General features: G+C 63.6%; 23 protein-coding genes and 3 tRNA genes. 2 read left to right on the top strand and 24 right to left on the bottom strand.

Translation table 11 applies throughout. From position 1 onward, the window contains the following. Positions 1 to 67: 67 nt before the first annotated feature. From mce to AU381_RS05565, 21 genes are all read right to left on the bottom strand, one after another. Positions 68 to 472 (bottom strand): methylmalonyl-CoA epimerase, encoded by a 405-nt coding sequence (gene mce / locus AU381_RS05465; protein ID WP_064240766.1) that lies wholly within the window; start codon positions 470 to 472, stop codon positions 68 to 70. Positions 473 to 531: 59 nt separating this feature from the next. Further along, the gene (locus AU381_RS05470) at positions 532 to 2199 is read right to left on the bottom strand and encodes a ribonuclease J (RefSeq protein ID WP_064240767.1); all 1668 of its coding nucleotides are present in this window, start codon (positions 2197 to 2199) and stop codon (positions 532 to 534) included. Positions 2200 to 2222: 23 nt separating this feature from the next. Then, positions 2223 to 2990 carry a biotin--[acetyl-CoA-carboxylase] ligase gene (locus tag AU381_RS05475; protein WP_064240768.1) on the bottom strand — a complete coding sequence of 256 codons (768 nt, stop codon included), beginning with the start codon at positions 2988 to 2990 and terminating at the stop codon, positions 2223 to 2225. Further along, positions 2987 to 4429, bottom strand: a complete 1443-nt coding sequence (gene nuoN, locus AU381_RS05480; protein WP_064240769.1) for an NADH-quinone oxidoreductase subunit NuoN — start codon at positions 4427 to 4429, stop codon at positions 2987 to 2989. The genes AU381_RS05475 and nuoN overlap by 4 nt, the downstream gene beginning before the upstream one ends. 19 nt (positions 4430 to 4448) lie before the next feature. Further along, positions 4449 to 5960: an NADH-quinone oxidoreductase subunit M gene (locus tag AU381_RS05485; protein ID WP_064240770.1), complete on the bottom strand. Its 1512-nt coding sequence runs from the start codon at positions 5958 to 5960 to the stop codon at positions 4449 to 4451. After that, on the bottom strand, positions 5960 to 7954 hold the full coding sequence (gene nuoL, locus AU381_RS05490; RefSeq protein WP_064240771.1) for an NADH-quinone oxidoreductase subunit L: 1995 nt from the start codon (positions 7952 to 7954) through the stop codon (positions 5960 to 5962). The genes AU381_RS05485 and nuoL overlap by 1 nt, the downstream gene beginning before the upstream one ends. A 7-nt stretch (positions 7955 to 7961) precedes the next feature. After that, positions 7962 to 8270: an NADH-quinone oxidoreductase subunit NuoK gene (nuoK, locus tag AU381_RS05495; RefSeq protein ID WP_003531854.1), complete on the bottom strand. Its 309-nt coding sequence runs from the start codon at positions 8268 to 8270 to the stop codon at positions 7962 to 7964. A gap of 29 nt (positions 8271 to 8299) precedes the next feature. Next, a complete protein-coding gene (locus AU381_RS05500; protein WP_064240772.1) occupies positions 8300 to 8914 on the bottom strand; it encodes an NADH-quinone oxidoreductase subunit J in 615 nt (204 codons plus the stop codon). A gap of 150 nt (positions 8915 to 9064) precedes the next feature. After that, entirely contained in the window at positions 9065 to 9556 is a 492-nt protein-coding gene (gene nuoI, locus AU381_RS05505; protein ID WP_064240773.1) for an NADH-quinone oxidoreductase subunit NuoI, read from the bottom strand. A gap of 64 nt (positions 9557 to 9620) precedes the next feature. After that, the gene (gene nuoH / locus AU381_RS05510; protein WP_064240774.1) at positions 9621 to 10664 is read right to left on the bottom strand and encodes an NADH-quinone oxidoreductase subunit NuoH; all 1044 of its coding nucleotides are present in this window, start codon (positions 10662 to 10664) and stop codon (positions 9621 to 9623) included. A gap of 20 nt (positions 10665 to 10684) precedes the next feature. Further along, complete coding sequence (gene nuoG, locus AU381_RS05515) at positions 10685 to 12763, bottom strand: NADH-quinone oxidoreductase subunit NuoG (RefSeq protein WP_064240775.1); 2079 nt, start codon at positions 12761 to 12763, stop codon at positions 10685 to 10687. A gap of 99 nt (positions 12764 to 12862) precedes the next feature. Continuing rightward, positions 12863 to 13555 carry an NADH-quinone oxidoreductase subunit E gene (locus AU381_RS05520; RefSeq protein ID WP_064240776.1) on the bottom strand — a complete coding sequence of 231 codons (693 nt, stop codon included), beginning with the start codon at positions 13553 to 13555 and terminating at the stop codon, positions 12863 to 12865. 6 nt (positions 13556 to 13561) lie between these two features. Beyond that, positions 13562 to 14866, bottom strand: a complete 1305-nt coding sequence (gene nuoF, locus AU381_RS05525) for an NADH-quinone oxidoreductase subunit NuoF (protein WP_064240777.1) — start codon at positions 14864 to 14866, stop codon at positions 13562 to 13564. Between the two features lie 12 nt (positions 14867 to 14878). Then, positions 14879 to 15706, bottom strand: a complete 828-nt coding sequence (gene nuoE, locus AU381_RS05530; protein WP_064240778.1) for an NADH-quinone oxidoreductase subunit NuoE — start codon at positions 15704 to 15706, stop codon at positions 14879 to 14881. A 16-nt stretch (positions 15707 to 15722) separates the two neighbouring features. After that, entirely contained in the window at positions 15723 to 15977 is a 255-nt protein-coding gene (locus AU381_RS05535; RefSeq protein WP_014327988.1) for a hypothetical protein, read from the bottom strand. After that, entirely contained in the window at positions 15977 to 17167 is a 1191-nt protein-coding gene (locus AU381_RS05540) for an NADH-quinone oxidoreductase subunit D (RefSeq protein WP_064240779.1), read from the bottom strand. The genes AU381_RS05535 and AU381_RS05540 overlap by 1 nt, the downstream gene beginning before the upstream one ends. A gap of 56 nt (positions 17168 to 17223) precedes the next feature. Next, positions 17224 to 17829, bottom strand: coding sequence for an NADH-quinone oxidoreductase subunit C (locus AU381_RS05545; RefSeq protein WP_064240780.1), 606 nt, complete (start codon positions 17827 to 17829; stop codon positions 17224 to 17226). Positions 17830 to 17847: 18 nt separating this feature from the next. Continuing rightward, the gene (locus AU381_RS05550; protein WP_012707619.1) at positions 17848 to 18426 is read right to left on the bottom strand and encodes a NuoB/complex I 20 kDa subunit family protein; all 579 of its coding nucleotides are present in this window, start codon (positions 18424 to 18426) and stop codon (positions 17848 to 17850) included. Beyond that, positions 18417 to 18782 (bottom strand): NADH-quinone oxidoreductase subunit A, encoded by a 366-nt coding sequence (locus AU381_RS05555; RefSeq protein ID WP_012707618.1) that lies wholly within the window; start codon positions 18780 to 18782, stop codon positions 18417 to 18419. Before AU381_RS05555 ends, AU381_RS05550 begins: the two co-directional genes overlap by 10 nt. Positions 18783 to 19080: 298 nt before the next feature. Next, positions 19081 to 19157: transfer RNA gene (locus AU381_RS05560), tRNA-Asp, on the bottom strand. Between the two features lie 69 nt (positions 19158 to 19226). Then, a tRNA-Asp gene (locus AU381_RS05565) sits at positions 19227 to 19303 on the bottom strand. 406 nt (positions 19304 to 19709) lie between these two features. On the opposite strand from AU381_RS05565, the gene AU381_RS05570 reads away from it, so the two are divergent. After that, positions 19710 to 19785 (top strand) — tRNA-Val (locus tag AU381_RS05570). A 60-nt stretch (positions 19786 to 19845) separates the two neighbouring features. On the opposite strand, the gene AU381_RS05575 is transcribed toward AU381_RS05570, so the two are convergent. The 3 genes from AU381_RS05575 to AU381_RS05585 all read right to left on the bottom strand — a co-directional run bounded on the left by AU381_RS05575 (position 19846) and on the right by AU381_RS05585 (position 25066). Further along, positions 19846 to 20244 (bottom strand): (R)-mandelonitrile lyase, encoded by a 399-nt coding sequence (locus AU381_RS05575; protein ID WP_064240781.1) that lies wholly within the window; start codon positions 20242 to 20244, stop codon positions 19846 to 19848. 86 nt (positions 20245 to 20330) lie between these two features. After that, positions 20331 to 23786 (bottom strand): ATP-binding protein, encoded by a 3456-nt coding sequence (locus tag AU381_RS05580; protein ID WP_064240782.1) that lies wholly within the window; start codon positions 23784 to 23786, stop codon positions 20331 to 20333. Continuing rightward, the gene (locus tag AU381_RS05585; protein ID WP_064240783.1) at positions 23786 to 25066 is read right to left on the bottom strand and encodes a metallophosphoesterase family protein; all 1281 of its coding nucleotides are present in this window, start codon (positions 25064 to 25066) and stop codon (positions 23786 to 23788) included. The genes AU381_RS05580 and AU381_RS05585 overlap by 1 nt, the downstream gene beginning before the upstream one ends. A gap of 241 nt (positions 25067 to 25307) precedes the next feature. On the opposite strand from AU381_RS05585, the gene AU381_RS05595 reads away from it, so the two are divergent. Beyond that, positions 25308 to 25781, top strand: coding sequence for a MarR family winged helix-turn-helix transcriptional regulator (locus AU381_RS05595; RefSeq protein ID WP_064240785.1), 474 nt, complete (start codon positions 25308 to 25310; stop codon positions 25779 to 25781). Positions 25782 to 25838: the final 57 nt, after the last annotated feature.

Consider the following 25838-nt stretch of genomic DNA (forward strand, 5'->3'; position numbering starts at 1 on the left):
CCGCAGGCCATCACCTTATAGCGCTATTGCCATCGATCGCGCAAATGGCTTCCCCCGCGCCCGACTGTCACACCTCTTCGAGTTCGATCAGAGTGCCTTGAAAGTCCTTTGGATGAAGGAAGAGCACCGGCTTGCCGTGGGCGCCGATCTTGGGATTGCCGTCGCCGAGCACACGCGCCCCCGCCTCTCTCAGCCGGTCGCGCGCCGCTATGATGTCCTCCACTTCGTAGCAGATGTGATGCATGCCACCTGCCGGGTTCTTCGCGAGAAAAGCGGCGATCGGCGACCGATCGCCGAGCGGCTCCAGCAGTTCGACCTTGGTGTTGGGAAGCGTGACGAAGACCACCGTCACCCCGTGTTCCGGCAGGGCCTGAGGTTCCGTGACCGCAGCGCCGAGGGTCGTCCGATAGCTTTCCGCGGCGGAGGCGAGATCTGGCACGGCGATAGCCACATGATTCACTCTTCCGAGCATCGAACGTCCTCCCAGATCGACGGCTCAACCGGTTTACACCGGCTCACCCGCCGGACAAATCAGATCTTGGTGACGAAGACCGTGACGATCGGCTTCTTGCCCCAGATCTGGTTGGCCGTGCTGCGCACAGCGCGGCGTACCGCTTCCTGCAGCATCGCCAGATCCTTGCGCTTGGCGCGCGGGATGCTTTCCACCGCACCGAGGACGGCATCGTAGAGCACGTCGTCCATGTCGTCGCCCTCGTCGTCGAACTGCGGAAGCCCGATCGGCACGACGTCCGGGTCACCGAGGAAGTCGTAGCGGCTGTCGAGCACGACGTTGACCGAGACGTGGCCCGCAAAGGAGAGCTTGCGGCGTTCGCCAATGCCCATTTCCTCGAAATCGCCGATCAGCGTCCCGTCCTTGTAGATGCGGCCGTGCGGCGCTTCATCAATGACCTGCGCCGGTCCAGGCGCCAAGCGCAGCATCTCGCCATTGCGCAGCCGCGGGACGCTCGCAATGCCCGAGTGCAGCGCAAGCTCGGCATGCGCTGTCAGATGCGCTGCCTCGCCATGCACCGGCACGACGATCTCAGGCTTCAGCCATTGATACATCTGCTGCAGCTCGTTGCGGCGCGGATGGCCGGACACATGCACCAGCGCCTCGCTGTCGGTGACGATATGGATGCCCTGCTCGATCAGGCCGTTCTTGATATCGTTGATCGCCTTTTCATTGCCGGGGATGGTCCGCGACGAGAAGACGATGGTATCCCCGGCCGAAAACGCCACGTTGCGCATCTCGTCCCGGGAGATCTTTGCAAGGGCGGCACGCGGCTCGCCCTGACTTCCCGTCAGGATGACGACCACCTTGTCGCGCGGGATATAGCCGAATTCATCCTCCGCCAGGAACGGCTTCAGCCCCTCCATGATGCCGAGATCCTTCGCGACGTCGACGACGCGCTTCATCGAACTGCCGAGCAGCAGCACTTCGCGGCCCGCCGCCTCCGCGGCTTCGGCGACCGAGCGGATGCGGCCGACATTCGACGAAAAGGTGGTGATGCCGACGCGCCCCTCGGCATTGGCGATGATCTTCGCCAGGCTTTCCGATACCTCGCGCTCCGACGGCGAAACGCCGTCACGCAGCGCATTGGTCGAGTCGCAGACGAGCGCCAGCACGCCCTCTTCGCCGACCTGACGAAACCGCGCTTCATTGGTGATCGGGCCGAGCGAAGGTTCGAGGTCGATTTTCCAGTCGCCCGTATGCACGACGGCGCCCAGCGGCGTTCGGATCACCAACGACATCGGCTCGGGAATAGAATGGTTGACGCCGACAGCCTCGATGCTGAAGGGGCCGACGTTAATGCGGTCGCCCGCCTTGAAGACAGTCACCGGAATTTCGCCGCGGCTCTTTTCGAAGTCGCGCTTCGCCTCCAGCATGCCGGCGGTAAACGGCGAAGCATAGACCGGAACGTTCAGCCCCGGCCAAAGATCATTCAGCGCGCCGTAGTGATCCTCGTGGGCGTGCGTGATGATGATCGCCTTGAGATTGCGACGCTCCTCGGCGAGAAAGGAGATGTCGGGCAGGACGAGTTCCACGCCGGGCAGTTCCGGCCCGGGGAAGGTCACGCCGCAATCGACCATGATCCATTGGCGGCTGCCGGGCCTGCCATAGCCATAAAGGCCGAGGTTCATGCCGATCTCGCCAACGCCGCCGAGCGGCAAGAACACCAATTCTTCTTCCTGCGCCATCTGCGCTGCGCCTCTATTCTTGTTTATCCGAGAAATACGTCGCCCGCCGCGATTGCCAGCGGTGCGCCGGAGCCAGTGTCGAGCAGCAGCCGACCGTCGGCGTCGATGCCGACGAAACGGCCGGCAAGCGACCGGTCCGGCAGATTAACGGTAATGGCCTCGCCAATGCCCCCCGCGGCAGCCCGCCACTGATCGATGATCAAGGCGATGCCGGCGCCGCGGTCCCACACGGAAAGCGCTTCCGCCATGGTCACGAACAGGTGGGCGAACAGCTCCTCGGCCGAGATCGTCGCACCCTCCTGCCGAAGCGAAGTCACGGGGTAGAGCCCCGTTTCCGGCATGGCCGCGACGTTCACGCCGCAGCCGATCACCAGCGCATGACGGCCGTCTGGAAGGCCTTCGGCTTCGAGCAGGATGCCGCAGGTTTTCCGGCCGTCGACGAGGATGTCGTTCGGCCACTTGATCGCCACCTCCGGGGAGCCCGGAGGCATGACCCTGCGAATAGCCCGATGCACCGCAACGGCTGCCGCGAGCGGCAGTGAATGCAGGTGCTGCACCGGCGCTGGGTCGATCAGCAGCAAGGATGCATAGAGATTGCCCGGCTCGGAAAACCACTCGCGGCCGCGCCGGCCGCGCCCGCCGGTCTGGCGCGCAGCGGTGATCCAGAGATTGCCGGGATCACCCTCACGCGCCCTCGCAAGGCATTCGTTGTTCGTCGAGACAGTTTCGGCAAGCGCTATATGCCGGAAATCGTCAGGGGAAATCCGGCCGCTGCCCTGCCCGCCGCTCAAAAGAATGTCCGTGCCGCGACTTCTGCGGCATTTCCGAGCAGGCCGCCGATCAGCACGTAACCGAGCACGAACAGGCCGGAAAGTCCGTAGACCAGCCGCAATTCGCCCGCCGAGCGGGCAAATTCGCCCTTCGCCTCGTCGAACCACATGACCTTGATGACCCGCAGGTAATAGTATGCGCCGACGACGGAAGCGAGCACGCCGATAATCGCCAGCCCGTAGAGCTGAGCTTCGATCGCAGCAACAAACACGAAGTACTTCGCGAAGAAGCCGGCGAGCGGCGGGATGCCGGCGAGGGAAAACATCAGGATCGTCAGCACCGTCGCCATGAACGGATTGGTCTGCGACAGACCGGCAAGGTCGTCAATCCCTTCGACATGCTCGCCGTCCCTGCGGCGCATGGCGAGAATGCAGGCGAAGGTGCCGAGCGTCATCACCATGTAGATCAGCATGTAGAGAATGACGCCGCGCACGCCGGCCATCGATCCGGCGGCCAGACCGACGAGCGCATAGCCCATGTGACCGATCGAGGAATAGGCCATCAGCCGCTTGATGTTGCGCTGGCCGATCGCGGCAAAGGAGCCGAGCAGCATCGAGGCGATGGAAATGAAGACGACGATCTGCTGCCAGTCGGCGACGACCGGCTCGAAGGCTTCGATGACGATGCGGACGAGCATCGCCATGGCCGCCACCTTCGGCGCACCCGCAAAGAAGGCCGTCACCGGTGTCGGCGCACCTTCATAGACATCCGGCGTCCACATATGGAACGGAACGGCCGAGATCTTGAAGGCAAGGCCGGCGAGGATGAACACCAGACCGAAGACCAGGCCGAGGGAGCGGCCTTCCGCAGTCAGGGCCGCGGCAATCTCGTCGAAACCGGTATGGCCGGTGAAGCCATAGACGAGCGACATGCCGTAGAGCAGCATGCCCGAGGACAGGGCGCCAAGAACGAAATATTTGAGCCCCGCTTCCGTGGACCGCACGCTGTCGCGATTGATCGCCGCCACGACATAGAGCGCCAGCGACTGCAGCTCAAGCGACAGATAGAGCGAGATCAGGTCATTGGCCGAGATCATCAGCAGCATGCCGAGGGTCGCAAGCAGCAGAAGCACCGGGAACTCGAAGCGGTCGATCTGCGCCGCACGGGCCTGACCGACTGTCATGATCATGACGGTGACCGAGCCGATCAGCGCCAGAACCTTCATGAACTTCGCGAAGGGATCCGAAAGGAAGGCGCCGGCATAGGCCTCGCCGTCACCCGTATTCAGGACGAGCCACAGCCCGGCGACAACGAGCACCGCGACGGAGAGCCCGGTCACGACCGGCGCCGCGCGCTCGCTCGAATAGACGCCGACCATCAGCAGCACCAGCGCGCCGACTGCCAGGATCAGCTCGGGGGCGGAGAGTTGCAGGCTTGCAAAAAGGGTTTCAGCAGTCATGTCCAATCACGTCCTGTGGTCATTGCACCGAAAGCGCAACGTCTTGCGCTGCCTGCAGGGCTGCGGCGTAGTTGTTGACGAGCAGATCCACGGAGGCCGCCGTCGCGTCGAAGACCGGCGCCGGGTAGACACCGAAGAAGATGGTCAGGATCACCAACGGATAGAGGATGACCTTCTCGCGGGTCGAAAGGTCGAGCATGGCCTTCAGGCTCTCCTTCTCCAGCGCGCCGAAGATCACTCGGCGATAGAGCCAGAGCGCATAGGCGGCCGACAGGATGACGCCGCTGGTCGCAAAGAGCGCAACCCAGGTGTTGGCGCGGAAGGCGCCGACCAGCGTCAAAACTTCGCCGACGAAACCCGAAGTGCCCGGGAGCCCGACATTTGCCATGGTGAAGACCATGAAGGCCACGGCGTATTTCGGCATGTTGTTGACGAGGCCGCCATAGGCGGAGATTTCGCGCGTGTGCAGCCGGTCATAGACGACGCCGACGCAAAGGAAGAGCGCGCCCGAGACAATGCCGTGCGAGAGCATCTGGAAGATCGCGCCCTGCACCCCTTGGATGTTGGCTGCAAAGGTCCCCATCGTCACATAGCCCATGTGGGCAACCGACGAATAGGCGATCAGCTTCTTGATGTCGGTCTGCATCATCGCCACCAGCGAGGTGTAGATGATCGCGATGATCGACAGCGTATAGACGAGCGGGGCGAAATAATCGGACGCCAGCGGGAACATTGGCAGCGAGAAGCGCAGGAAGCCGTAGCCGCCGAGCTTCAGGAGAATGCCGGCCAGGATGACCGAGCCCGCCGTCGGCGCCTGGACGTGCGCATCGGGAAGCCAGGTATGGACCGGCCACATCGGCATCTTCACGGCAAAGGACGCGAAGAAGGCTAGCCACAGCCAGGTCTGCATCTGGCGCGGGAAATCATACTTCAGCAGTTCGGTGATGTCGGTGGTGCCGGCCTGCCAGTACATCGCCATGATGGCGAGCAGCATCAGCACCGAGCCGAGCAGCGTGTAGAGGAAGAACTTGTAGCTCGCATAGACGCGGTCGCGGCCGCCCCAGACGCCGATGATGATGAACATCGGGATGAGGCCCGCCTCGAAGAAGACGTAGAAGAGCACGATGTCGAGCGAGACGAAGACGCCGAGCATCAGCGTTTCCAGCAGCAGAAACGCGATCATGTATTCCTTCAGGCGCTTCTCGATCGTGACCCAACTCGCCAGCACGCAGAACGGCATCAGGAACGCCGTCAGCGGCAGGAACAGGACCGAAATGCCGTCGATGGCGAGATGATAGGAGATGCCGGTGCCGAGCCACTCATGCTTCTCGACCATCTGGAAGCCGGGGTTCGAGCTGTCGAACTGGTACCAGACATAGAGCGACAGGCCGAAAACGACGATCGTCGTGAACAGCGAGATGTTCAGGATGTTGCGGCGGCCGGCTGCGCTGTCTTCCCTCATCAGCAGGAGAAGCAGGGCGCCGGCGAGCGGCAGGAAGGTGACCGCGGAAAGTAAGGGCCAATCGGTCATCAGAAGGAACTCCCGAGCATCATCCATGTAACGAGCGCTGCGATGCCGATCAGCATGGCGAACGCGTAGTGATAGAGGTATCCGGTCTGCAGCCGGACGACGCGGTCGGTCACGTCGAGAACGCGGGCCGCCACCCCGTTCGGCCCGAAGCCGTCGATGACGCGGCCGTCACCCTCCTTCCAGAGGAAGGTGCCGAGACGCTTGGCGGTACGGACGAAGAGGAAATCGTAGAGCTCGTCGAAATACCACTTGTTGAGCAGGAATTGGTAGAGACCGCGATGCTGATCTGCCAGATACTTCGGCAGCTCCGGCCGGCTGATATACATGTACCAGGCCGTGAAGAGGCCGAGCGCCATGGCGCAGAACGGGCTCCATTTCACCCACAGCGGCACATGGTGGAATTCCTCGAGGATCTCGTTCTCGGCCGAGGTGAACAGCGCACCCTTCCAGAATTCGACGTAGTGATGGCCGAAGAAGTAGTCGTGGAACAGGAAGCCTGCGACGAGCGCGCCGAGGGCGAGGGTATAGAGCGGCACCAGCATGACCTGGGGCGACTCGTGGACGTGATGCATGACCTCGTGGGAGGCGCGCGGCGTACCGTGGAAGGTCATGAACGTCAGGCGCCAGGAATAGAAGCTGGTGAACAGTGCGGCGATCACCAGCAGCGTGAAGGCAATGCCCGAAACGATGCTGTGCGACGCGAAGGTGGATTCGATGATCGCATCCTTCGAGAAGAAGCCCGCCGTTCCGAAGAGCGTTCCCGGAATGCCGACGCCGGTCAGCGCAATCGTGCCGATGAACATCATCCAGTAGGTGACGGGAATGTGCGTGCGCAGGCCGCCCATGTAGCGCATGTCCTGCTCGCCGTCGACGGCGTGAATCACCGAGCCGGCACCAAGGAACAAGAGCGCCTTGAAGAAGGCGTGCGTGAACAGGTGGAAGATCGCAGCGCCGTAAGCGCCGACGCCGAGTGCCACGAACATGTAGCCGAGCTGTGAACAGGTCGAATAGGCGATGACGCGCTTGATGTCGTTCTGCACGAGACCGACCGTCGCGGCGAAGAAGGCGGTGATCGCACCAATCAGGGTGACGACCGTCAGCGCATCCGGCGACAGCTCGAAGAGCGGCGACATGCGGGCAACGAGGAAGACGCCGGCGGTCACCATGGTCGCGGCATGGATGAGGGCCGAAACCGGCGTCGGGCCTTCCATGGCGTCCGGCAGCCAGGTGTGCAGCAGGAACTGGGCCGACTTGCCCATCGCGCCCATGAAGAGCAGCAGGCAGGTCGCCGTCAGAGCATCGGCCTTGTCGAGGTGCATGCCGAAGAGCGTGATCACGGCCTCCCCTGCCTCGGCACCTTCAGCCGGCAGATAGCTCTGGGCGGCGGCGAAGACCGTTTCGAGATTGATCGAGCCGAAGAGAACGAAGACTGAGAAGATGCCGAGCGAGAAGCCGAAGTCGCCGACGCGGTTGACGATGAAGGCCTTGATCGCCGCGGCATTGGCCGAGGGCTTCTTGTACCAGAAGCCGATCAGCAGGTACGACGCCAGGCCCACGCCTTCCCAGCCGAAGAACATCTGCAACAGGTTGTCCGACGTAATCAGCATCAGCATCGCGAAAGTGAAGAGCGACAGATAGCCGAAGAAGCGCGGACGGTGCGGATCGTGGTGCATGTAGCCGATCGAATAGATATGCACCAGCGTCGAAACCGTGTTGACGACCACGAACATGACGGCCGTCAGCGTGTCGACGCGGAATGCCCATTCGACGTCGAAGCTGCCCGACTGGATCCAGCGCAGCACCGAGACCTTGATCATCTCTTCATGACCGAGGGCGACGTCGAAGAAGACAAACCAGGAGAGCGCCAGCGCGATCAGCATCAGGCCGCTGGTCACATATTCGGATGCCTTGGCGCCGATCTGCGTGCCGAGAAGGCCGGCGATCAGAAAGCCGATCAGAGGCAGAAAGGCGATAGCCTTGATAATGGTGTCCATGGCCCTGTCAGCCCTTCATCATGTTGACGTCTTCGACGGCGATCGAGCCGCGGTTGCGGTAGAAGACGACGAGAATTGCGAGTCCGATTGCGGCTTCGGCGGCCGCGACGGTCAGAATGAACAGCGCGAAGACCTGGCCGGTGATGTCGTTCAGGAAAGCCGAGAAGGCCACCATGTTGATGTTGACCGCGAGCAGGATGAGCTCCACCGACATCAGGATGATGATGACGTTCTTCCGGTTGAGGAAGATGCCGAAGACGCCGAGCGTAAAGAGAATGGCGCTGACGGTGAGATAGTGGGAAATTCCGATTTCCATAAGTCTGATCCCTCGACCTCGCGTCCCGATTAAAGGCCCTGCCCCGGCTTGACCGTGACCACCTCGACGGCGGTCTCGGGCGAGCGGGCAACCTGGCGCGGAATGCTCTGGCGCTTGATGTTTTCACGATGACGCAGGGTGAGCACGATGGCGCCGATCATGGCGACGAGCAGCACCAGCCCGGCGATCTGGAAGAAGTAGACGTAATGGGTGTAGAGCACGTCGCCGAGCGCGGCGGTATTGGTCCGCTCGGTGACGGCTGGGATCGGCATGGCGATGCCCTTGGCGATCTCCGGCGAGAAGGTCGAACCGCCGACGACGATGATGAGCTCGGCGGCGAGGATCAGACCGATCAACGCACCGACCGGCGCGTATTCAAGCACACCGGCGCGCAGTTCGGCGAAGTCGATGTCGAGCATCATGACCACGAAAAGGAAGAGAACCGCGACGGCGCCGACGTAGACGACCAGCAGGATCATCGCCAGGAACTCGGCGCCCGTCAGCAGGAACAGCCCCGCCGCGTTGAAGAAGGTCAGGATCAGGAACAGAACCGAATAGACCGGGTTCTTGGCCGCGATGACCATGAATGCCGACGCCACCGCGATGAAGGCGAAGAGATAGAAAAAAAGAGCCTGCAGACCCATGATCGGTGCCTTTTTCGTCTTGCTCGGCGTGAAGGCGCACCGCCCTCACTCCATGAGGCAAAGCCGGACAACCGTCCGGCCAGTGCCCAAACCCGTTCCGCATGCACCCTCTGTTACGAGAGGGACGATGCTGCGTTTACGCAGATGGTCTCAGCGATAGGGCGAGTCCATTGCAATGTTGCGCGCGATTTCCCGCTCCCACCGGTCACCGTTGGCGAGCAGCTTTTCCTTGTCGTAGTAGAGCTCTTCGCGCGTCTCGGTGGCGAACTCGAAGTTCGGCCCTTCGACGATGGCGTCGACCGGACAGGCTTCCTGGCAGAAACCACAATAGATGCACTTCACCATGTCGATGTCGTAGCGCACCGTGCGGCGGGTGCCGTCGTTGCGGCGCGGGCCGGCCTCGATGGTGATGGCCTGGGCAGGACAGATCGCCTCGCAGAGCTTGCAGGCTATGCAACGCTCTTCGCCGTTCGGATAACGGCGCAGCGCATGCTCGCCGCGGAAACGCGGGCTGACCGGACCCTTTTCGAAGGGATAGTTCAGTGTCGCCTTCGGCCGGAAGAAATAGCGCATCGACAGAAGGAATGCGCCGACGAACTCCTTGAGGAACAGCGAGCTGACGGCTTGCGAAAGACCGGCCATCATTAACCTCCAATTTTGCCGGCCTGGGAGAAGCCGGCGGTATGCAGCGAAGCTCGGGCGGCCATCATGCCCATCCCATCAGCTTCAGAACGAATGCGACGATGACGACCATCGCCAGCGACAGCGGCAGGAAGACCTTCCAGCCGAGACGCATCAACTGGTCGTAGCGGTAGCGCGGGACGAAGGCCTTCACCATCGCGAACATGAAGAACACGAACGAGGCCTTCAGAACGAACCAGATGATGCCCGGCACCCAGTTCAGGATCCAGATGTCGACGGGCGGCAGCCAGCCGCCGAGGAACAGGATCGTCGTCAGCGCGCACATCAGGCAGATCGCCGCGTATTCGCCGAGCATGAACATCATGTACGGGGTCGAGCCGTATTCGACCATGAAGCCGGCAACGAGTTCGGATTCGGCTTCGGGCAGGTCGAAGGGCGGGCGGTTCGTCTCGGCGAGCGCCGAAATGAAGAACACGATGAACATCGGGAACAGCGACAGCCAATGCCAGTCGAGGAAGGAGGCCGGCAGGCCGATCATCGTTCCAAGGCCGTCCGACTGCGCATTGACGATGTCGGTCAGGTTGAGCGAGCCGACGCAGAGCAGCACGGTGACGATGACGAAGCCGATCGAGACTTCATAGGAGACCATCTGCGCGGCGGAGCGCAGCGCGCCAAGGAACGGATATTTCGAGTTCGAGGCCCAGCCGCCCATGATGATGCCATAAACCTCGAGAGAAGATATGGCGAAGACGAAGAGGATGCCGACGTTGATGTTCGCGATTACCCAGTTGGCATTGAGCGGAATGACGGCCCAGGCAGCGAGCGCCAGCGTCACCGAGACGAGCGGCGCGAGCAGGAAGATCGTCTTGTTGGCGCCGGCCGGAATGACCGGCTCCTTGAAGACGAATTTCAGCAGGTCGGCAAAGGACTGGAACAGCCCCCAGGGGCCGACGACGTTCGGGCCGCGGCGAAGCTGCACGGCTGCCCAGATCTTACGGTCTGCGAGCAGGATGTAGGCGATGAAGACCAGCAGCGCGACCAGAAGCAGCAGCGACTGGCCGATGATGATGGCCGTGGGCCAGACGTAGCTCGAAATGAAAGCGTCCATGATGCTCTAGTCCCTCGCGCTCATTCCGCTGCGGCTTTGAAGTTGTTGCGCGCCAAGGCCGAGCATTCGGCCATGACGGCGGATGCGCGCGCTATCGGGTTCGTCAAATAGAAGTCTTTGACCGGAGACGCAAACACGGATTTGGCCATCTCACCGGCTTTTTGCGCAAGTGCGGCAATTTCGTCGCTGCTTGCGGCGGCAATGGCGTCGGCCTCTGCGAAATGCGGATAGGCGGCACAGAGCTTTGCACGCAATTCGCCAAGCGAATCAAACGGCAGCTTGCGGCCGAGCACGTCGGAAAGGGCGCGGATGATTGCCCAATCCTCGCGCGCGTCGCCCGGTGCGAAGCCGGCGCGGTTGCCGATCTGCACGCGGCCTTCGGTGTTGACCCAGATGCCGGATTTTTCCGTATAAGCGGCGCCCGGGAGGATGACGTCCGCCGCATGCGCGCCGTTGTCGCCGTGCGAGCCGATATAGACGGTGAAGCCCTTCCGTGCCGTGAGGTCGATCTCGTCGGCGCCGAGCAGGAAGAGCACGTCGGTACCATGGATCATGCCGGCGGCCGGTTTGCCGCCCGTGCCGGGGACGAAGCCGAGATCCAGGCCGCCGACGCGCGATGCCGCGTTATGAAGGACGGCGAACCCGTTCCACTCCGCGCCGGCCGCGCCCACGGCGACGGCGAGCTTGGCGGCATTGGCGAGAACGGCAGCACCCCCCTCCCCTGCGACGGCGCCCTGGCCGACGAGGATCAGCGGCCGCTCGGCCTTCTTGAGCGTCTCGAAGAACTTGCCTTTGCCGGCAACGAGCTCTGCAAGCGTCTCCGTACCGGCCCCGAGATATTCATACTCGTAGCGCAGTTCGCCGCGCTCGCCGATGACGGCGATCGGAAACTTGCCCATGCGATAGCGCTTGCGGATGCGCGCATTGAGAACCGAAGCCTCGAAGCGCGGGTTGGAACCGATGATGAGCAGCGCATCGGCGCTCTCGATCCCCTGGATCGTCGGATTGAAGAGGTAGCTGGCGCGGCCGAGCGACGGATCGAGCGCTGCGCCGTCCTGGCGGCAGTCGACGTTCTCAGAACCGAGCGAGGCAATGAGTTCCTTCAGCGCGTACATTTCCTCGACGGATGCGAGGTCGCCGGCGATCGCACCGATCTTGTCGCCCGAGGTCTTGCCGACGGCAGCCTTGATCGCCTGGAAGGCCTCGCCCCAGGTCGCCGGCTGCAGGCGGCCGTCCTTCCTGACATAGGGCCGGTCGAGACGCTGCGTCTTCAGCCCGTCCCAGATGAAGCGGGTCTTGTCGGAGATCCACTCTTCGTTGATCTCCTCGTTGACGCGCGGCATGATGCGCATCACCTCACGGCCACGCGTGTCGACGCGGATCGCCGAACCGACGGCGTCCATGACATCGATCGATTCGGTCTTGTTGAGCTCCCATGGACGCGCCGTGAAGGCGAAGGGCTTCGAGGTCAGCGCGCCGACCGGGCAGAGGTCGACGACGTTACCCTGCAACTCCGAGGTCATCGCCTGTTCGAGATAGGTGGTGATCTCGGCATCTTCGCCGCGGCCGATCAGGCCGAGCTCGGCGATGCCGGCGACTTCGGTCGTGAAGCGGACGCAGCGCGTGCAGTGGATGCAGCGGTTCATCACCGTCTTGACGAGCGGGCCGATATACTTGTCCTCGACGGCGCGCTTGTTCTCCTGGTAGCGCGAACTGTCGATGCCGAAGGCCATCGCCTGGTCCTGCAGGTCGCATTCGCCGCCCTGGTCGCAGATCGGGCAATCGAGCGGATGGTTGATCAGCAGGAATTCCATGACGCCTTCGCGGGCCTTCTTGACCATCGGCGTGGTCGTGAAGACTTCCGGCGCTTCGCCATTCGGGCCGGGGCGCAGGTCGCGCACGCCCATGGCGCAGGAGGCAGCCGGCTTCGGCGGGCCGCCCTTCACCTCGATCAGACACATGCGGCAATTGCCGGCAACCGAAAGCCGCTCGTGGAAACAGAAGCGCGGAACCTCGGCGCCGGCCTCTTCGCACGCCTGAAGCAGCGTGAAATGATCCGGGACCTCGATCTCTTTTCCGTCGACTTTCAGCTTTGCCATCTTCGCACTCAATCCTGTCTTCCGTCCGGCTGCCTTCCGCGGCGCCGGACAATTCCTTCACGGCTCTTCCGGTATGGTGACGACCGGACAGCCGTCACGTCATTTCTCGCGCATCAGCGCCTTTGCCTGTCCGACCCAATCGTCCCGCAGGATGCGGCCGTTGAGGGCGAACTCGGCATCGATACGCGCGACATCCGCCTCGGTGAGAGCAGCGATGTCGGCAAACCGGCGAAGGCCCTGGCCATTCAGCACCTGCACGAGCTTCGGGCCGATGCCGGAGATCCGCTTCAGATCGTCATCGGCGCGGCCTTTCGGCTTCGATGCGACAGGTTTCCTGGCGCCGCGCTTCGGCTTGGCGACGGCGGCCGGTGCGGGCTTGGGCTCGCGGGCCGCCGGAGCCGGACGGTCCTCACGGGCGGCCGGTACGGCCTTGGCCTCGCGCGCGGCCGGCGCTGGCGAAGCTTCCTGATTTACCGGCTGCGGCTTCACGACCGCCGGGGCCGGTTCGGCAATCTCCGCCGGTTCGAGCGCGCCGACGCTTTTCTGCAGGGCGCTTGCAGCCCCCTGCATGGCGCCGAACATGACGCCTGCGAAGTGGCTCGACAGGCCGAAACCCAGCGCCGTCGCCGCCGCAACGGCGGCCACGGGATTGGCCATCAGCGGAACAGCCGGCATGCTCTTCATCCATTCGGCCATGCCGAACGGGTCGGCCGAGCCGGCACCCAAGGGCCGCACGAAAGGAATGACTGCAGCCGCTTTCATGCCCTGTCCTTCATTGCGCGTCCCGGCCATTGCTCGTTACTCCGCTGCTTCCAACACCGCGCCATGCGACGTGGCATTGCGCGTATATTCGTCGATTCGTTGTTCCATCTCCGGACGGAAATGCTTGATCAGGCCCTGGATCGGCCAGGCGGCCGCATCGCCGAGCGCGCAGATCGTGTGGCCCTCGACCTGCTTCGTCACGTCGAAGAGCATGTCGATCTCACGCTTCTGGGCGCGGCCCTGCACCATGCGTTCCATGACGCGCATCATCCAGCCGGTTCCTTCGCGGCAGGGCGTGCACTGGCCGCAGCTTTCGTGCTTGTAGAAGGCGGAGAGCCTCCAGATCGCCTTGATGATGTCGGTCGACTTGTCCATGACGATGACCGCCGCCGTTCCAAGGCCCGAGCCGAGCTCGCGCAGGCCGTCATAGTCCATGATGGCGTCCTTCATCTGCGCGCCGGGCACGCAGGGGACCGACGAGCCGCCGGGGATGACCGCAAGCAGGTTGTCCCACCCGCCGCGGATGCCGCCGCAGTGCTTCTCGATCAGCTCGTGGAACGGGATCGACATCGCGTCCTCGACCGTGCAGGGACGGTTGACATGGCCGGAGACCGAATAGAGCTTGGTGCCATGGTTGTTCGGGCGGCCGAAGCTGGTGTACCAGCCCGCACCGCGCCTGAGGATGGTCGGCGTCACGGCGATCGACTCGACGTTGTTGACGGTCGTCGGGCAGCCATAGAGGCCCATGTTGGCCGGGAACGGCGGCTTCAGGCGCGGCTGGCCCTTCTTGCCCTCGAGGCTTTCGAGCAGTGCCGTTTCCTCGCCGCAGATATAGGCGCCGGCGCCGTGATGGACGAAGACGTCGATGTCGTAGCCGAGCTTGTTGTTCTTGCCGAGCAGGCCGTAGTCGTAGCATTCGTCGATCGCCGCCTGCAGCGCTTCGCGCTCGCGAATGAACTCACCGCGCACGTAGATATAGGCGGTGTGCGCGCCCATGGCGAAGCTTGCCACCACGCAGCCCTCGATCAGCGTGTGCGGATCGTGGCGCATGATGTCGCGGTCCTTGCAGGTGCCGGGCTCGGACTCGTCGGCGTTGACGACGAGGTAATGCGGCCGGCCGTCGCTTTCCTTCGGCATGAAGGACCACTTGAGGCCGGTCGGGAAGCCGGCGCCGCCGCGGCCGCGCAGGCCGGAAGCCTTCACCTCGTTGATGATCCAGTCTCGGCCCTTTTCGAGAAGCGCCTTGGTGCCGTCCCAATGGCCGCGCGCCATCGCGCCCTTGAGCGACCTGTCCTTGAGGCCGTAGATGTTGGTAAAGATGCGATCTTCATCTCTGAGCATGGTATCACCTCTTTACCGCGGCTTCTTCGCCGGCTTGGACTTGTCGACCGTCTCGCCTTCGATCTTGGCGTTCTTCGCCGCCGCCTTCCTCGCGGTCGCGGGGGTCTTCAGCGCCGGATTGGTGACGTCTGTGGCGGTCTTCGGCTTGGCGGCATTCGATGGGGGCACGCTCACGGCCTCATCCTTGGCCTTGCTTGCGCGAGCCGGCGCCTTCGGCTTTTCAGGCGTTTCCACGAGCTGAAGCGTCGTCAGCCCGCCTTCCGGCGCGGAGTAGATCCGGTCGACCTGGGGCCCGGGCTGGATTTCGGCACCCTTGCCTGCGTCGAAGCCGTCGATGATCTCCTCGAGTCGCTCCGGCGTCAGGTCCTCGTAAGCGTCCTTGAAGATCATCACCATCGGCGCGTTGACGCAGGCGCCCTGACATTCGACCTCTTCCCAGGAGAGCGTCCCGCTCTCGTTCAGCGTGAAGGGCTCGGCGGCAATCTTCTTCTTGCAGAGCTTGATCAGGTCTTCCGCGCCGCGCAGCATGCAGGGCGTCGTGCCGCAGACCTGCACATGGGCGCGCGATCCGACCGGCTTCAGCTGGAATTGCGTGTAGAAGGTCGCCACTTCGAGGGCGCGGATATAGGCCATGCCGAGCATGTCGGCGATGGACTCGATGGCCGCCCGCGTCACCCAGCCGTCCTGTTCCTGGGCGCGCATCAGCAACGGAATGATCGCCGACTGTTCGCGGCCCTTCGGGTATTTGTTGATCGTTGCCTTAGCCCAGGCGGCGTTCTCCTTGCTGAAGGCAAAGCTCGCTGGCTGGACAGTGTCTTCGGCTAGTCGACGAACGGACATTCTAGTGGACACCTTATCAATTAATCGAACCGCACCGCGATTTCGTCAACGTGACGAATTCGCAGGCATAGGCGGACTGGTCTTTCTGCATGAACACGATGTAGCGCGTGCCGTTGGCGACAGCTGCCTTGATCTCGTATCCCTTCGACAGCAGCGTGGCCATCGAACCGCCGTGCAGCCCCGACGAGGATGTGCTGCCGACATCCTCCTGGGCGACGGCAGCTGGGCTGAGCGCAAGAAATCCGAGAACGGCAAGCGGCGCCAGACGCATCAGCGATCCACCTCGCCGAACACGATATCGAGGGAGCCCAGCACGGCCGAGACGTCGGCAAGCTGGTGTCCGCGACAGAGGAAATCCATGGCCTGCAGATGCGCATAGCCCGGCGCGCGGATCTTGCAGCGGTAGGGCTTGTTGGTGCCGTCGGAGACCAGATAGACGCCGAACTCGCCCTTCGGCGCCTCGACCGCGGCATAGACCTCGCCGGCCGGCACGTGGTAGCCCTCGGTATAGAGCTTGAAGTGATGGATCAGCGCTTCCATCGAGCGCTTCATCTCGCCGCGCTTCGGCGGCACGATCTTCCCGTCGAGCGAGGAGACCGGCCCGACCTTGGCGTCGCCGAGCAGGCGGTCGACGCACTGGCGCATGATCCGTGCCGACTGGCGCATCTCGATCATGCGGATCAGATAGCGGTCGTAGCAGTCGCCGTTCTTGCCGATCGGGATGTCGAACTCCATGTCCGAATAGCATTCATAAGGCTGCGCACGGCGCAGGTCCCAGGCAGCGCCCGAACCGCGCACCATGACGCCCGAGAAGCCCCAGGCCCAGGCGTCCTCCAGCTTGACGACGCCGATGTCGACGTTGCGCTGCTTGAAGATGCGGTTGCCGGTCAGGAGCTCGTCGATGTCGTCGACGGTCTTCAGGAACGGATCGATCCACTTGCCGATATCCTCGACCAGCTCATGCGGCAGATCCTGGTGCACGCCGCCCGGACGGAAATAGGCCGAGTGCATGCGCGCGCCGCAGGCCCGCTCGTAGAAGACCATCAGCTTCTCGCGCTCCTCGAAACCCCAGAGCGGCGGCGTCAGCGCACCGACGTCCATGGCCTGCGTCGTGACGTTCAGGAGATGCGACAGGATACGGCCGATTTCCGAATAGAGAACGCGGATGAGCTGGCCGCGGATCGGCACTTCCGTGCCCGTCAATCTTTCGACGGCGAGCGCGAAGGCGTGCTCCTGGTTCATCGGCGCAACGTAGTCGAGCCGGTCGAAATAGGGCACCGCCTGCAGGTAGGTCTTCGCCTCGATCAGCTTCTCGGTGCCGCGATGCAAGAGGCCGATATGCGGATCGACGCGCTCGACGATCTCGCCGTCGAGCTCCAGCACGAGGCGCAGAACGCCGTGTGCCGCCGGATGCTGCGGACCGAAGTTGATGTTGAAGTTGCGGACGTTATGTTCGGTCATACCGATTGCTCCAGGCCGAACGGCGCCCCCTCGGGACGGCCGCGGGCCGACTTATCTCACCGTGCCTTCGCCTTCTCGTCGCCGGGCAGCACGTATTCCGTGCCTTCCCAGGGCGAAAGGAAATCGAAGTTGCGGAATTCCTGCCTCAGCTCGACGGGCTCATAGACCACCCGCTTGACCTCGTCGTCGTAGCGAACCTCGACGAAGCCGGTCAGCGGGAAGTCCTTGCGCAGCGGATAGCCTTCGAACCCGTAGTCGGTGAGGATGCGGCGCAGGTCCGGGTGGCCGGTGAAGAGAATGCCGTACATGTCGTAGGCTTCACGCTCGAACCAGTCGGCGCCGGGGTAGACGGAGGTTGCCGACGGTACGGGCTCGCCGTCACCGGTCGCAACCTTGACGCGGACGCGCAGGTTCTGGCGCGGCGACAGCAGGTGGTAGACGACATCGAAGCGATCCGGCCGCTGCGGATAGTCGACGCCGCAGACGTCGATAAAGCTGATGAACCCACACCGCGCGTCGTCGCGCAGGAAGGTCAGCAACTCGATGAGATTTTCCGCCGTCGCCGTCAGCGTCAGCTCGCCGTATTTGATCGCGGCATCGGCGATCAGCGATCCGCGCGCTTCGCGAAGGTAGGTCGCAAGCTCGTTCAGGGCTTCACTCATTGAAAAGAACCCCCTGCCTTAGCGCTCGATCGTGCCGGTCCGGCGGATCTTCTTCTGCAGCAGAAGCACGCCGTAGAGCAGCGCTTCTGCCGTGGGAGGACAGCCTGGCACGTAGATGTCGACGGGCACGACGCGGTCGCAGCCGCGCACCACCGAATAGGAATAGTGATAGTAGCCGCCGCCATTGGCGCAGGAGCCCATCGAGATGACGTAGCGCGGCTCGGGCATCTGGTCGTAGACCTTGCGCAGCGCCGGCGCCATCTTGTTGGTCAGCGTCCCGGCGACGATCATGACATCGGACTGACGCGGCGAGGCGCGCGGCGCGAAACCGAAGCGCTCGGCGTCGTAGCGCGGCATCGACATCTGCATCATTTCGACGGCGCAGCAGGCGAGACCGAAGGTCATCCACATCAGCGAGCCGGTGCGCGCCCAGTTGATCAGCTCATCGGTCGAGGTGACGAGGAAGCCCTTGTCGGCGAGCTCGTTGTTGATCTCGCCGAAAAATGCGTCATTGCTGCCGATTGGCTTGCCGGTCGCGGGATCGATGATGCCCTTCGGCTGCGGCGCAACGAGCGTGGTGCCGGATGCTAGTTCCATTCCAGCGCTCCCTTTTTCCATTCATAGATAAAGCCGACCGTCAGCACCAGGAGGAAGACCATCATCGACCAGAAGCCGAACCAGCCCAGCTCCCCGAACGAAACCGCCCAGGGGAAGAGGAAGGCGACTTCCAGGTCGAAGATGATGAAGAGGATCGACACGAGATAGAAGCGGATGTCGAACTTCATGCGGGCGTCGTCGAACGCATTGAAGCCGCACTCGTAGGCCGACAGCTTTTCCGAATCGGGCGCCTTGAAGGCAACGGCGAAGGGAGCAATCAGGAGTGCCAGACCGATCACAAGAGCGATTCCAATGAAAATCGCGATCGGAACATAGGAACCGAGAAGTTCTGTCATTGTTATCCGTCCCTGCCTGCGAAGCGCACCGGGAGAGGCGCTTGAACAACGAATGCCGCAGGCCGAAAATCATGTTGCAACGCCAGAGTGGTTAGCGCAGCCCGCGCCCATGCGCAAGCCTCGACGCGGCATTTAAACCGGTTCGCGCCACAGGTTTGAACGGCACTTTCGCACCGTTGACACACCGAAGCGCGGAATTGCGGGAGCGGACTCATCCCGCTCGCGACAACTGCTCCGAGACACATTGCCGCCATGCAAAAACCGGTCTACTTGCCTTGAAGGATGGAAGGAAGAGAAATGGCGCGAGTGACGGGGCTCGAACCCGCGACCTCCGGCGTGACAGGCCGGCACTCTAACCGACTGAGCTACACCCGCGCATCGTGGCCATGGCTGGCCATTATCTCACCATCGACACTCTTTGAGAATGCCAATGCACCAGAAGAGTGGCGCGAGTGACGGGGCTCGAACCCGCGACCTCCGGCGTGACAGGCCGGCACTCTAACCGACTGAGCTACACCCGCATCTCTCGAACTGGCCGGGGCGCTCGCGCACCCCATTCATCAAAGCGGCCGTGCCGTTTCGATGAGCGGCTAACTAAGCGGTTCGCCTTGGGGTGTCAAGCGTGTTTGAAGACAAATCCGTGACGGACGGAATTTTGATCCACAGGCCATTCTTAAGAGGAAAATCTGCACGAGGCGAGACGATCGCAGAGCCCCTCTCCGCCGCCCGACACCATCAAGGCCGCCACCGCCTGCGCGCCCCTCCCCCCGGCGGTTTGTCCACAGCGCCGGCGGTGCGCCATCCCCGAGGGCTTCGCGAGCCGCCCGCAAAAAAATCAAAAAAATCGCGCAAATCCTCTTGCGGTTTTCGCCGGTAGCGCATAGATCACGCCCACCGACGCGGCGGACAGCGGTTCGACACGCGAAAGGGCGATTAGCTCAGTTGGTAGAGCGCCTCGTTTACACCGAGGATGTCGGGAGTTCGAGTCTCTCATCGCCCACCATTTTTCCGAGAGTTTGAAATTGAACACGGGTGGCAAACGAGCGTCGCCCACGCGTCCTCGTCACTCCCCTCGATACTGCTCATCCGTCACATGTTCGAGCCAATCCACCACCTTGCCATCCAGCGCCTCCTGAATGGCGATATGTGTCATCCCGGTATCCGCGGCCGCTCCGTGCCAATGCTTTTCGCCCGGCGGGAACCAGACGATATCGCCGGCGCGGATTTCGCGGAGTTCGCCGCCCCAGCTTTGCGCGAGGCCGCGGCCAGCGGTGACGATCAGGGTCTGGCCGAGCGGGTGGGTGTGCCAGGCGGTACGTGCGCCGGGCTCGAAGGTGACCGTCGCTCCGCGCGCCCGGGCCGGCGCGGGCGCCTCGAAGGCCAGGTCGATGCGGACGGCGCCCTCAAAATATTCGGCCGGCCCGCGGGACGAGGGTCTCGATCCACATTCAAAGATTTCCATCCGAACCTCCCTTGGCAAATCGCGTCGAAGCGTAGCCTGCGATGCGGGCAACAGCGTGAGCAGCGTAGCGCTTTTCCGCCCGGTCGCTACAGCTTGTGAAGCTTAACCCCCGGGCAGGCGCTGCGGGCGATGTCGCAAAGGTGCTCGTGGTGGGTCAGATAGACCACCTGGCCGACGCGCGCCATCTCGGCCATCAGCTCGAAGGCGCGGCCGGCGCGGTTGTCGTCGAAAGTCTCCATGATGTCGTCGGCGATGAAGGGCAGCGTCTCGCGGGCCGCGGCGACCTCGTGGTAGCCGGCCATCCGCAAGGCGAGATAGAGCTGGAAGCGCGTGCCTTTCGAGAGGTCGCCGGCAAGCTTCGAGCCGCCCGCTGCGGTGTTGGCGATCAGGAATTCCTGGCCCTTGTCCGCCTGGGTGGAGAGACCGGCATATTCGCCGCCGCTGATATGCGAAAAGGTCCGCGAGGCGCGCTGCATCATGGCGCTGCGGTGCCGCTCGCGAAACAGCCGCAGCGCATGCTCGGCGGCAAAAACACCCGCTTTGAGCCTCAAATAGCCGACCGCCTTGTGCTCGATGTCGAGCAGGATGGTTCGCTGCCGCTGTTCGAGTTCGGCGACCCGGTCGCCGCCCTCGATTTCCGCAAGCGCCCTTTCCTTGTTTCGCACCTCCGAATGCAGCTCGCTGACGTCGCGATCGGCGACATCGATCGCCTCGTCCAGCCGGGTGAGCTCAAGCCTGAGTTCCGGCTCGTCCAGGCCGGCGAGAATGGATTCGGCTTCTTCGTGGTTGGCGGTGCCGAGCCTGGTCACCAGATCCTGTTCAAGCTCGGCGGACCTCTGCCGTTGCCTTTCCTGCTCACGAACCGCCTCCAGGCAAAGCCCGGCCTCCTCCAACGTCCCGCATCCGAAGAAGTCGAGGATCGCCTGCCTCATCACCCCATGCTGCCGCTCTTCGTTGCGCAGCAGAAAAAGACCTTCCTCCAGGCGTGCGACGCTGCTCGAAACATCGAGGCGGCGCTCTTCCTGGCGCTGTGCGGCGGCGATGCGGTCGCGCAGCGACGCATAGAGCGCGAGCGGATCGCCCTGCTCTCCGGCTTCGCGGGCGAGATCCGCGATGACCTCGGCAAAGCTCTTCTGGTCCTTGCGCATGCCGCCGATGCGATGGTCGAGCTCGCTCTTCTTCTGCATCAGCTTGTCGAAATCCTGCAGCACGGCGAGCACCGGGCCGATTTCGTGCGGCGGCGGCCGGTCGGCGCGGCCGGCAAGCCAAGTCGCGGCGAGCGCCTCCGCCCACTCCTCCTCCCAGCGGACCATGGCGGCCTCGGCGGCGGCGAGAACCGTCTCGCGATTTTCCAGGGCTTCGGAGGCGCGGCGAAGCTGCGCAACAGCCGCGCTGTGAGCGGCCGATGCACTTTGCGCACGGGAGACGAAATGCTCCGCAGCCACGAGGAGTTCATCCAGGCGGCCCGGCAGGTAGTCCGCCACGCCGAGCCGCAGCAATTCCTCCCGCAACGCGCGTGTCGCCGCCTGCTCTTCCGACGACGCCCTGTCGCGTGTCTGGCGCTCGGCGCGCAAATCGGCGCGCAAGGCGAGCGCTGCCGCGCGCGTGGCAAGCCAGGCCTCCAGTTGCGAGACCAGCTTCACGTTGGGTGAGCCGCTGGCGCTTGCGGCAGCGGCCACGGTTGTCTCCAGTCGTTGGCTCTCTTCGGAGACCGCCGCCCGCTGAGTCTCGAGTGCCTGAAGACGGGCGCGCCTTTCGGAAAGGGCGAGAGTGAGGCCGCGCATCTCCGCTACCCGCTCGGCATAGGCCAGACGAAGCGCCACGGCGGCATCGTCCTCCCTCAACGCCGTCTCGAATGCGCGTGCCGTCCCATCGTCGAGATTGGAACGATGCAATTGCCAGGCAAGATCCCGGCGCCTGCGCAGCTCGCCCGCCGTCGGGTCGTCCACCGCCGCGCCGTCCGCGACCATCGCGGCGAGGCGCGCCTCATCTCCGGCTTGGCGCTCGCGCTCGTCGGCGATCCGATCGTCGAGCCGCAGCCGCCGCTCCGAGAAAGCAGCTTCCTCCGTTCTCCAGGTGGCGACAACACCGGGCGCGGGAACGGGAAGCGTCGCCAGCTCATCCGCATCGCCGGCGAAAGGCCGCAGGCTGTCCATTGCATCGGCAAGCGCCGCCTCCAGCCGGTCGATCTCCCTGGTGGCGGCCTGCTGGCGCAGAAGGCAGTCGCTCTGACGCAGCACATGCAGCCGTTCGACGAGCAGGCCGGTGTCGGCGACGCCGCCCTTGAGCCGGTCCAGCTCGTGTTCCGACCGAGCGCGATCGCGCCTTGCGCTCTCGAGTTCCTCGCGCGCCGATGCCAGCTTTTCCGAAAGGCCGGCATGCCGGCGAACCAGCTCCTGCAACCGGGCGGCACGCGCGGTTGGCAGCACCAGTGAAATAGGATCGGCGTTGTCCGCCTCGCCGAGGCGGATGAGGCAGGCGCGGATCTCGGCCGAGGTCCTTGCCAGTTCGTCGAGTCGCGCCGGCATGTCGCGGGCGGCCGTCTGATAGCGGGCGTCGAGTGCAGAGTCCCGCAGCGCCTCGAACCGCCCCGCGAGCGCAAGCGCCTGCTCGTCCCGAGGCAGTTCTTCGAGTTCCGCCCGGCGCTGCGCCAGTTCCTCCTCCATTTGCCGAAGCCGGGTGGCTATTTCCACCTCCTGCCGGCGAAGCGCCGGCAGATCGCTCCACCAGACCTCAGGCGGCACCGGCAGGGCCTCACTCCCCGCAAGCTGTTCCCGTGCATGGTTGAGCCTTGCCAGGAGCGGCAGGGATTCGAGCTCGGCGCGCAGCCGATCCCGCCGGACGCGCAGTTCGGCGCGCTGCCGCGATGCCGCATCATGGCGCTCGCGGGCCTTCGTCAGCGTCTTGCGAAGGTCGGCATATTCGCGCGCATTGACGTCCACTGCCTTGCGCTGGGATTTCAAGGCGTCCAGCTCCGCCTTCAGTTCCGCAAGCTGATGCTTGCGCGCCTGGGGACGAAAGAAGGCATCCGCTTCGGTGCGCAGATTGGCGAGCACCGCACTGCTGTCCGGCAGGCCGGAGCTTGCCGAAAACAGCAGCGACCCGAGCTCCCCTTCGCTCTTCAGGATGGCTTCCCCGCCTTCCTCGATGCTGTCGTCGTCGAGCGAGAACATCATGCGATAGGTGTCGCGGTCCATCGCACCGAGAGCTGCGGAGAAAAGGTTGTCCGGCAGCGGCTGCTCGTCGGGACCGACAAGGCTGTTTGCGTTGCGTTTGATCCGGTAGGCGTGATGCCGCTTTCCGCCGGCCTCCACGATGCCGCCGATCCGCATCGTCTGGTAGGGGTGCAGGAAACCGTAGGGGCTCATACGCTCTATGCCGAAGAGCAGATCGAGGAAGCCTGAGAACAGGGTCGATTTACCCGCCTCGTTCGGGCCGTAGATGAGGTGGAAATCAGGCTCTCCCGCCTTTCCGCCACCGAAATCGAGGCTGCGCCCGGTGAACTTGCCGTAGCGGACGAGATCCAGCTGTTGCAGCCGCATCAGTCGATACCCTCGACGACGCTGCGGCCATGGAGATGCGACAGGACATCGGCGCTTCCCGAGAGGGCAGCGTTCTCCACCAGCGCTTCGAGCATGCCCTCGTCCCCGGCGAGCAGGTGCCGCAGTTCGGCAGGCAGATGCGGCAGCAGCTCCTCGGCGACGGCGCGCATGTCGGCGCGGTAGGCAAAGGCCGACAACACTTCGGTCTCGACGAGCGCCGTCAGTTCGCCGATCGGATCGGCAGCGATTGTCCCCGCATGCCTGCTGCAGTTTGCAAACAGGGTCTCGATCTTCTCGATCCAGCATCGGCCGAGCCCGGCGGCGATATTCGCCAGCTCTGCCTGCAGCAGGTCGAAATCTCGCCGCAGGCGCCAGGAGAGCGGGGTCGCACCGGTCAGCGTGATCCGCAGGATGAGATCGGCTTCCGGCAGGCCCTTTCGAAGCAGGGCGAGCTGCCGGCCGGCGACGTCCAGCATGCCGCGCCATTCGGCGGTCCCCGTCAGGTCGATCGAGACCCGCTCGAACACCGCGGCGCCCACCGACCGCTCTTCCAGCGTCACCTCACCGTCGTCGTCGATCGTGACAAGGGTGACGCCCTTCACCCCCGATTCGTTGATATCGCGCCCTTGCGGCATGCCAGGCATGACGATGCAAGGGCTCTGGCTGTGGACCTGCCGCTGGTGAATATGGCCAAGCGCCCAGTAGTCGTAGCCATGGCGCTCCAGATCGGCGACGCTGCATGGCGCGTAGGGATCATGGCCGGCGGACCCGGCGAGACTCGTGTGCAGCATGCCGATGTTGATGGCATCCGCAACGGGGGGATGGAAATGCGGCAGCAGGCTTTCCGGCGCATGCGGGTCGGCAAAGCTCATGCCGTGGATATGGACGGTTCTGCCGTTCTCCAGCGTCTTGGCGAGCATCGGCTTGCCGCGGCCCGCGAAGACGTGGACCGACGGAGGCAGCGTCAGCTCGCGCGTCACCTGCGACTGGGCGTCATGGTTGCCGCGGATGACGAAGGTGCGGATGCCGGCCTCGTCGAGACGGCGGAGCTCACCCGCGAGGAAAAGTGCCGTGTTCATCGAGGTCTGATTGCCGTCATAGAGATCTCCGGCAATCAGCAGCGCATCGACGTTTTCCGCAATGCAGAGATCGACGATACGCACCAGCGCATTGCGGGTGGCGCCCCTGACGATCGCGGCAAGCTCCTCGTTGCGGAGTGCCAGGCTGCGCAACGGCGAATCGAGATGGAGATCTGCGGTGTGAACAAATCGGAAGGGCATGGCCGACCATGGCCGGCCCCGCCCCCGTCGTCAACGACGCCGGCGGCCGGGGCCCAACTCAGCTGTGGGCAACGGCGCGCACGTGTCCAAGCGAGCCGCATCAGCACCCGGGGCAGTTTGCTTTTGAAGAAGGCCTTGTCCATAAGAATCAGGAGGTTTTTGTCGACAAATACGGCGTTCACAACTAAATATAGGTCGACTGCCATTTGACATGGCACCTCACAATATTTCAACGGTGTTCATGAAGACGACATTCGAAGTCTCCGACAAACTGTTCGAACTCTACCATCGCGTCCATCGCCTGGTAAACGAGTCGATGACCGAGGAAGGTGTATCGCTCGCCAGAAGCAAGTTCCTGTTCTTCCTGAGCAAGCTCGGCCCCTGCCGCTCCACTGACATTGCCTGCGCGTTGAACTTTGCCCCCAGAACGGTGACGGAGGCTATCGATGGGCTGGAGCGCGACCGCCTTGTGATGCGCAAGCCGGATCCGGACGATCGCCGCGCAAAGATCGTCTCCATTACCGAGACCGGTCGGGCTGTTCTCCAAGCGGCGGAACACCCGCGCAAGCAACTCCTCGAGGAAATCTTCTCGGCCCTCGACGACGAGCAGCTCGATCAGCTCTACGGTATCGTCAGCAAGCTCGTCGACAAGACAGATGAAATCCGCAAACGCAAGGAAGCAGAGGAAGAGGCTGGCATCGCCGCCGTGCGGTAAGCGGCCGTGCAGAGCTCAGGCCTTCGCGGGATCAAAAACAAGAGGCCGGGACGTCAT

The sequence above is a fragment of the Sinorhizobium glycinis genome (genome assembly GCF_001651865.1).
GTDB lineage: Bacteria > Pseudomonadota > Alphaproteobacteria > Rhizobiales > Rhizobiaceae > Sinorhizobium > Sinorhizobium glycinis.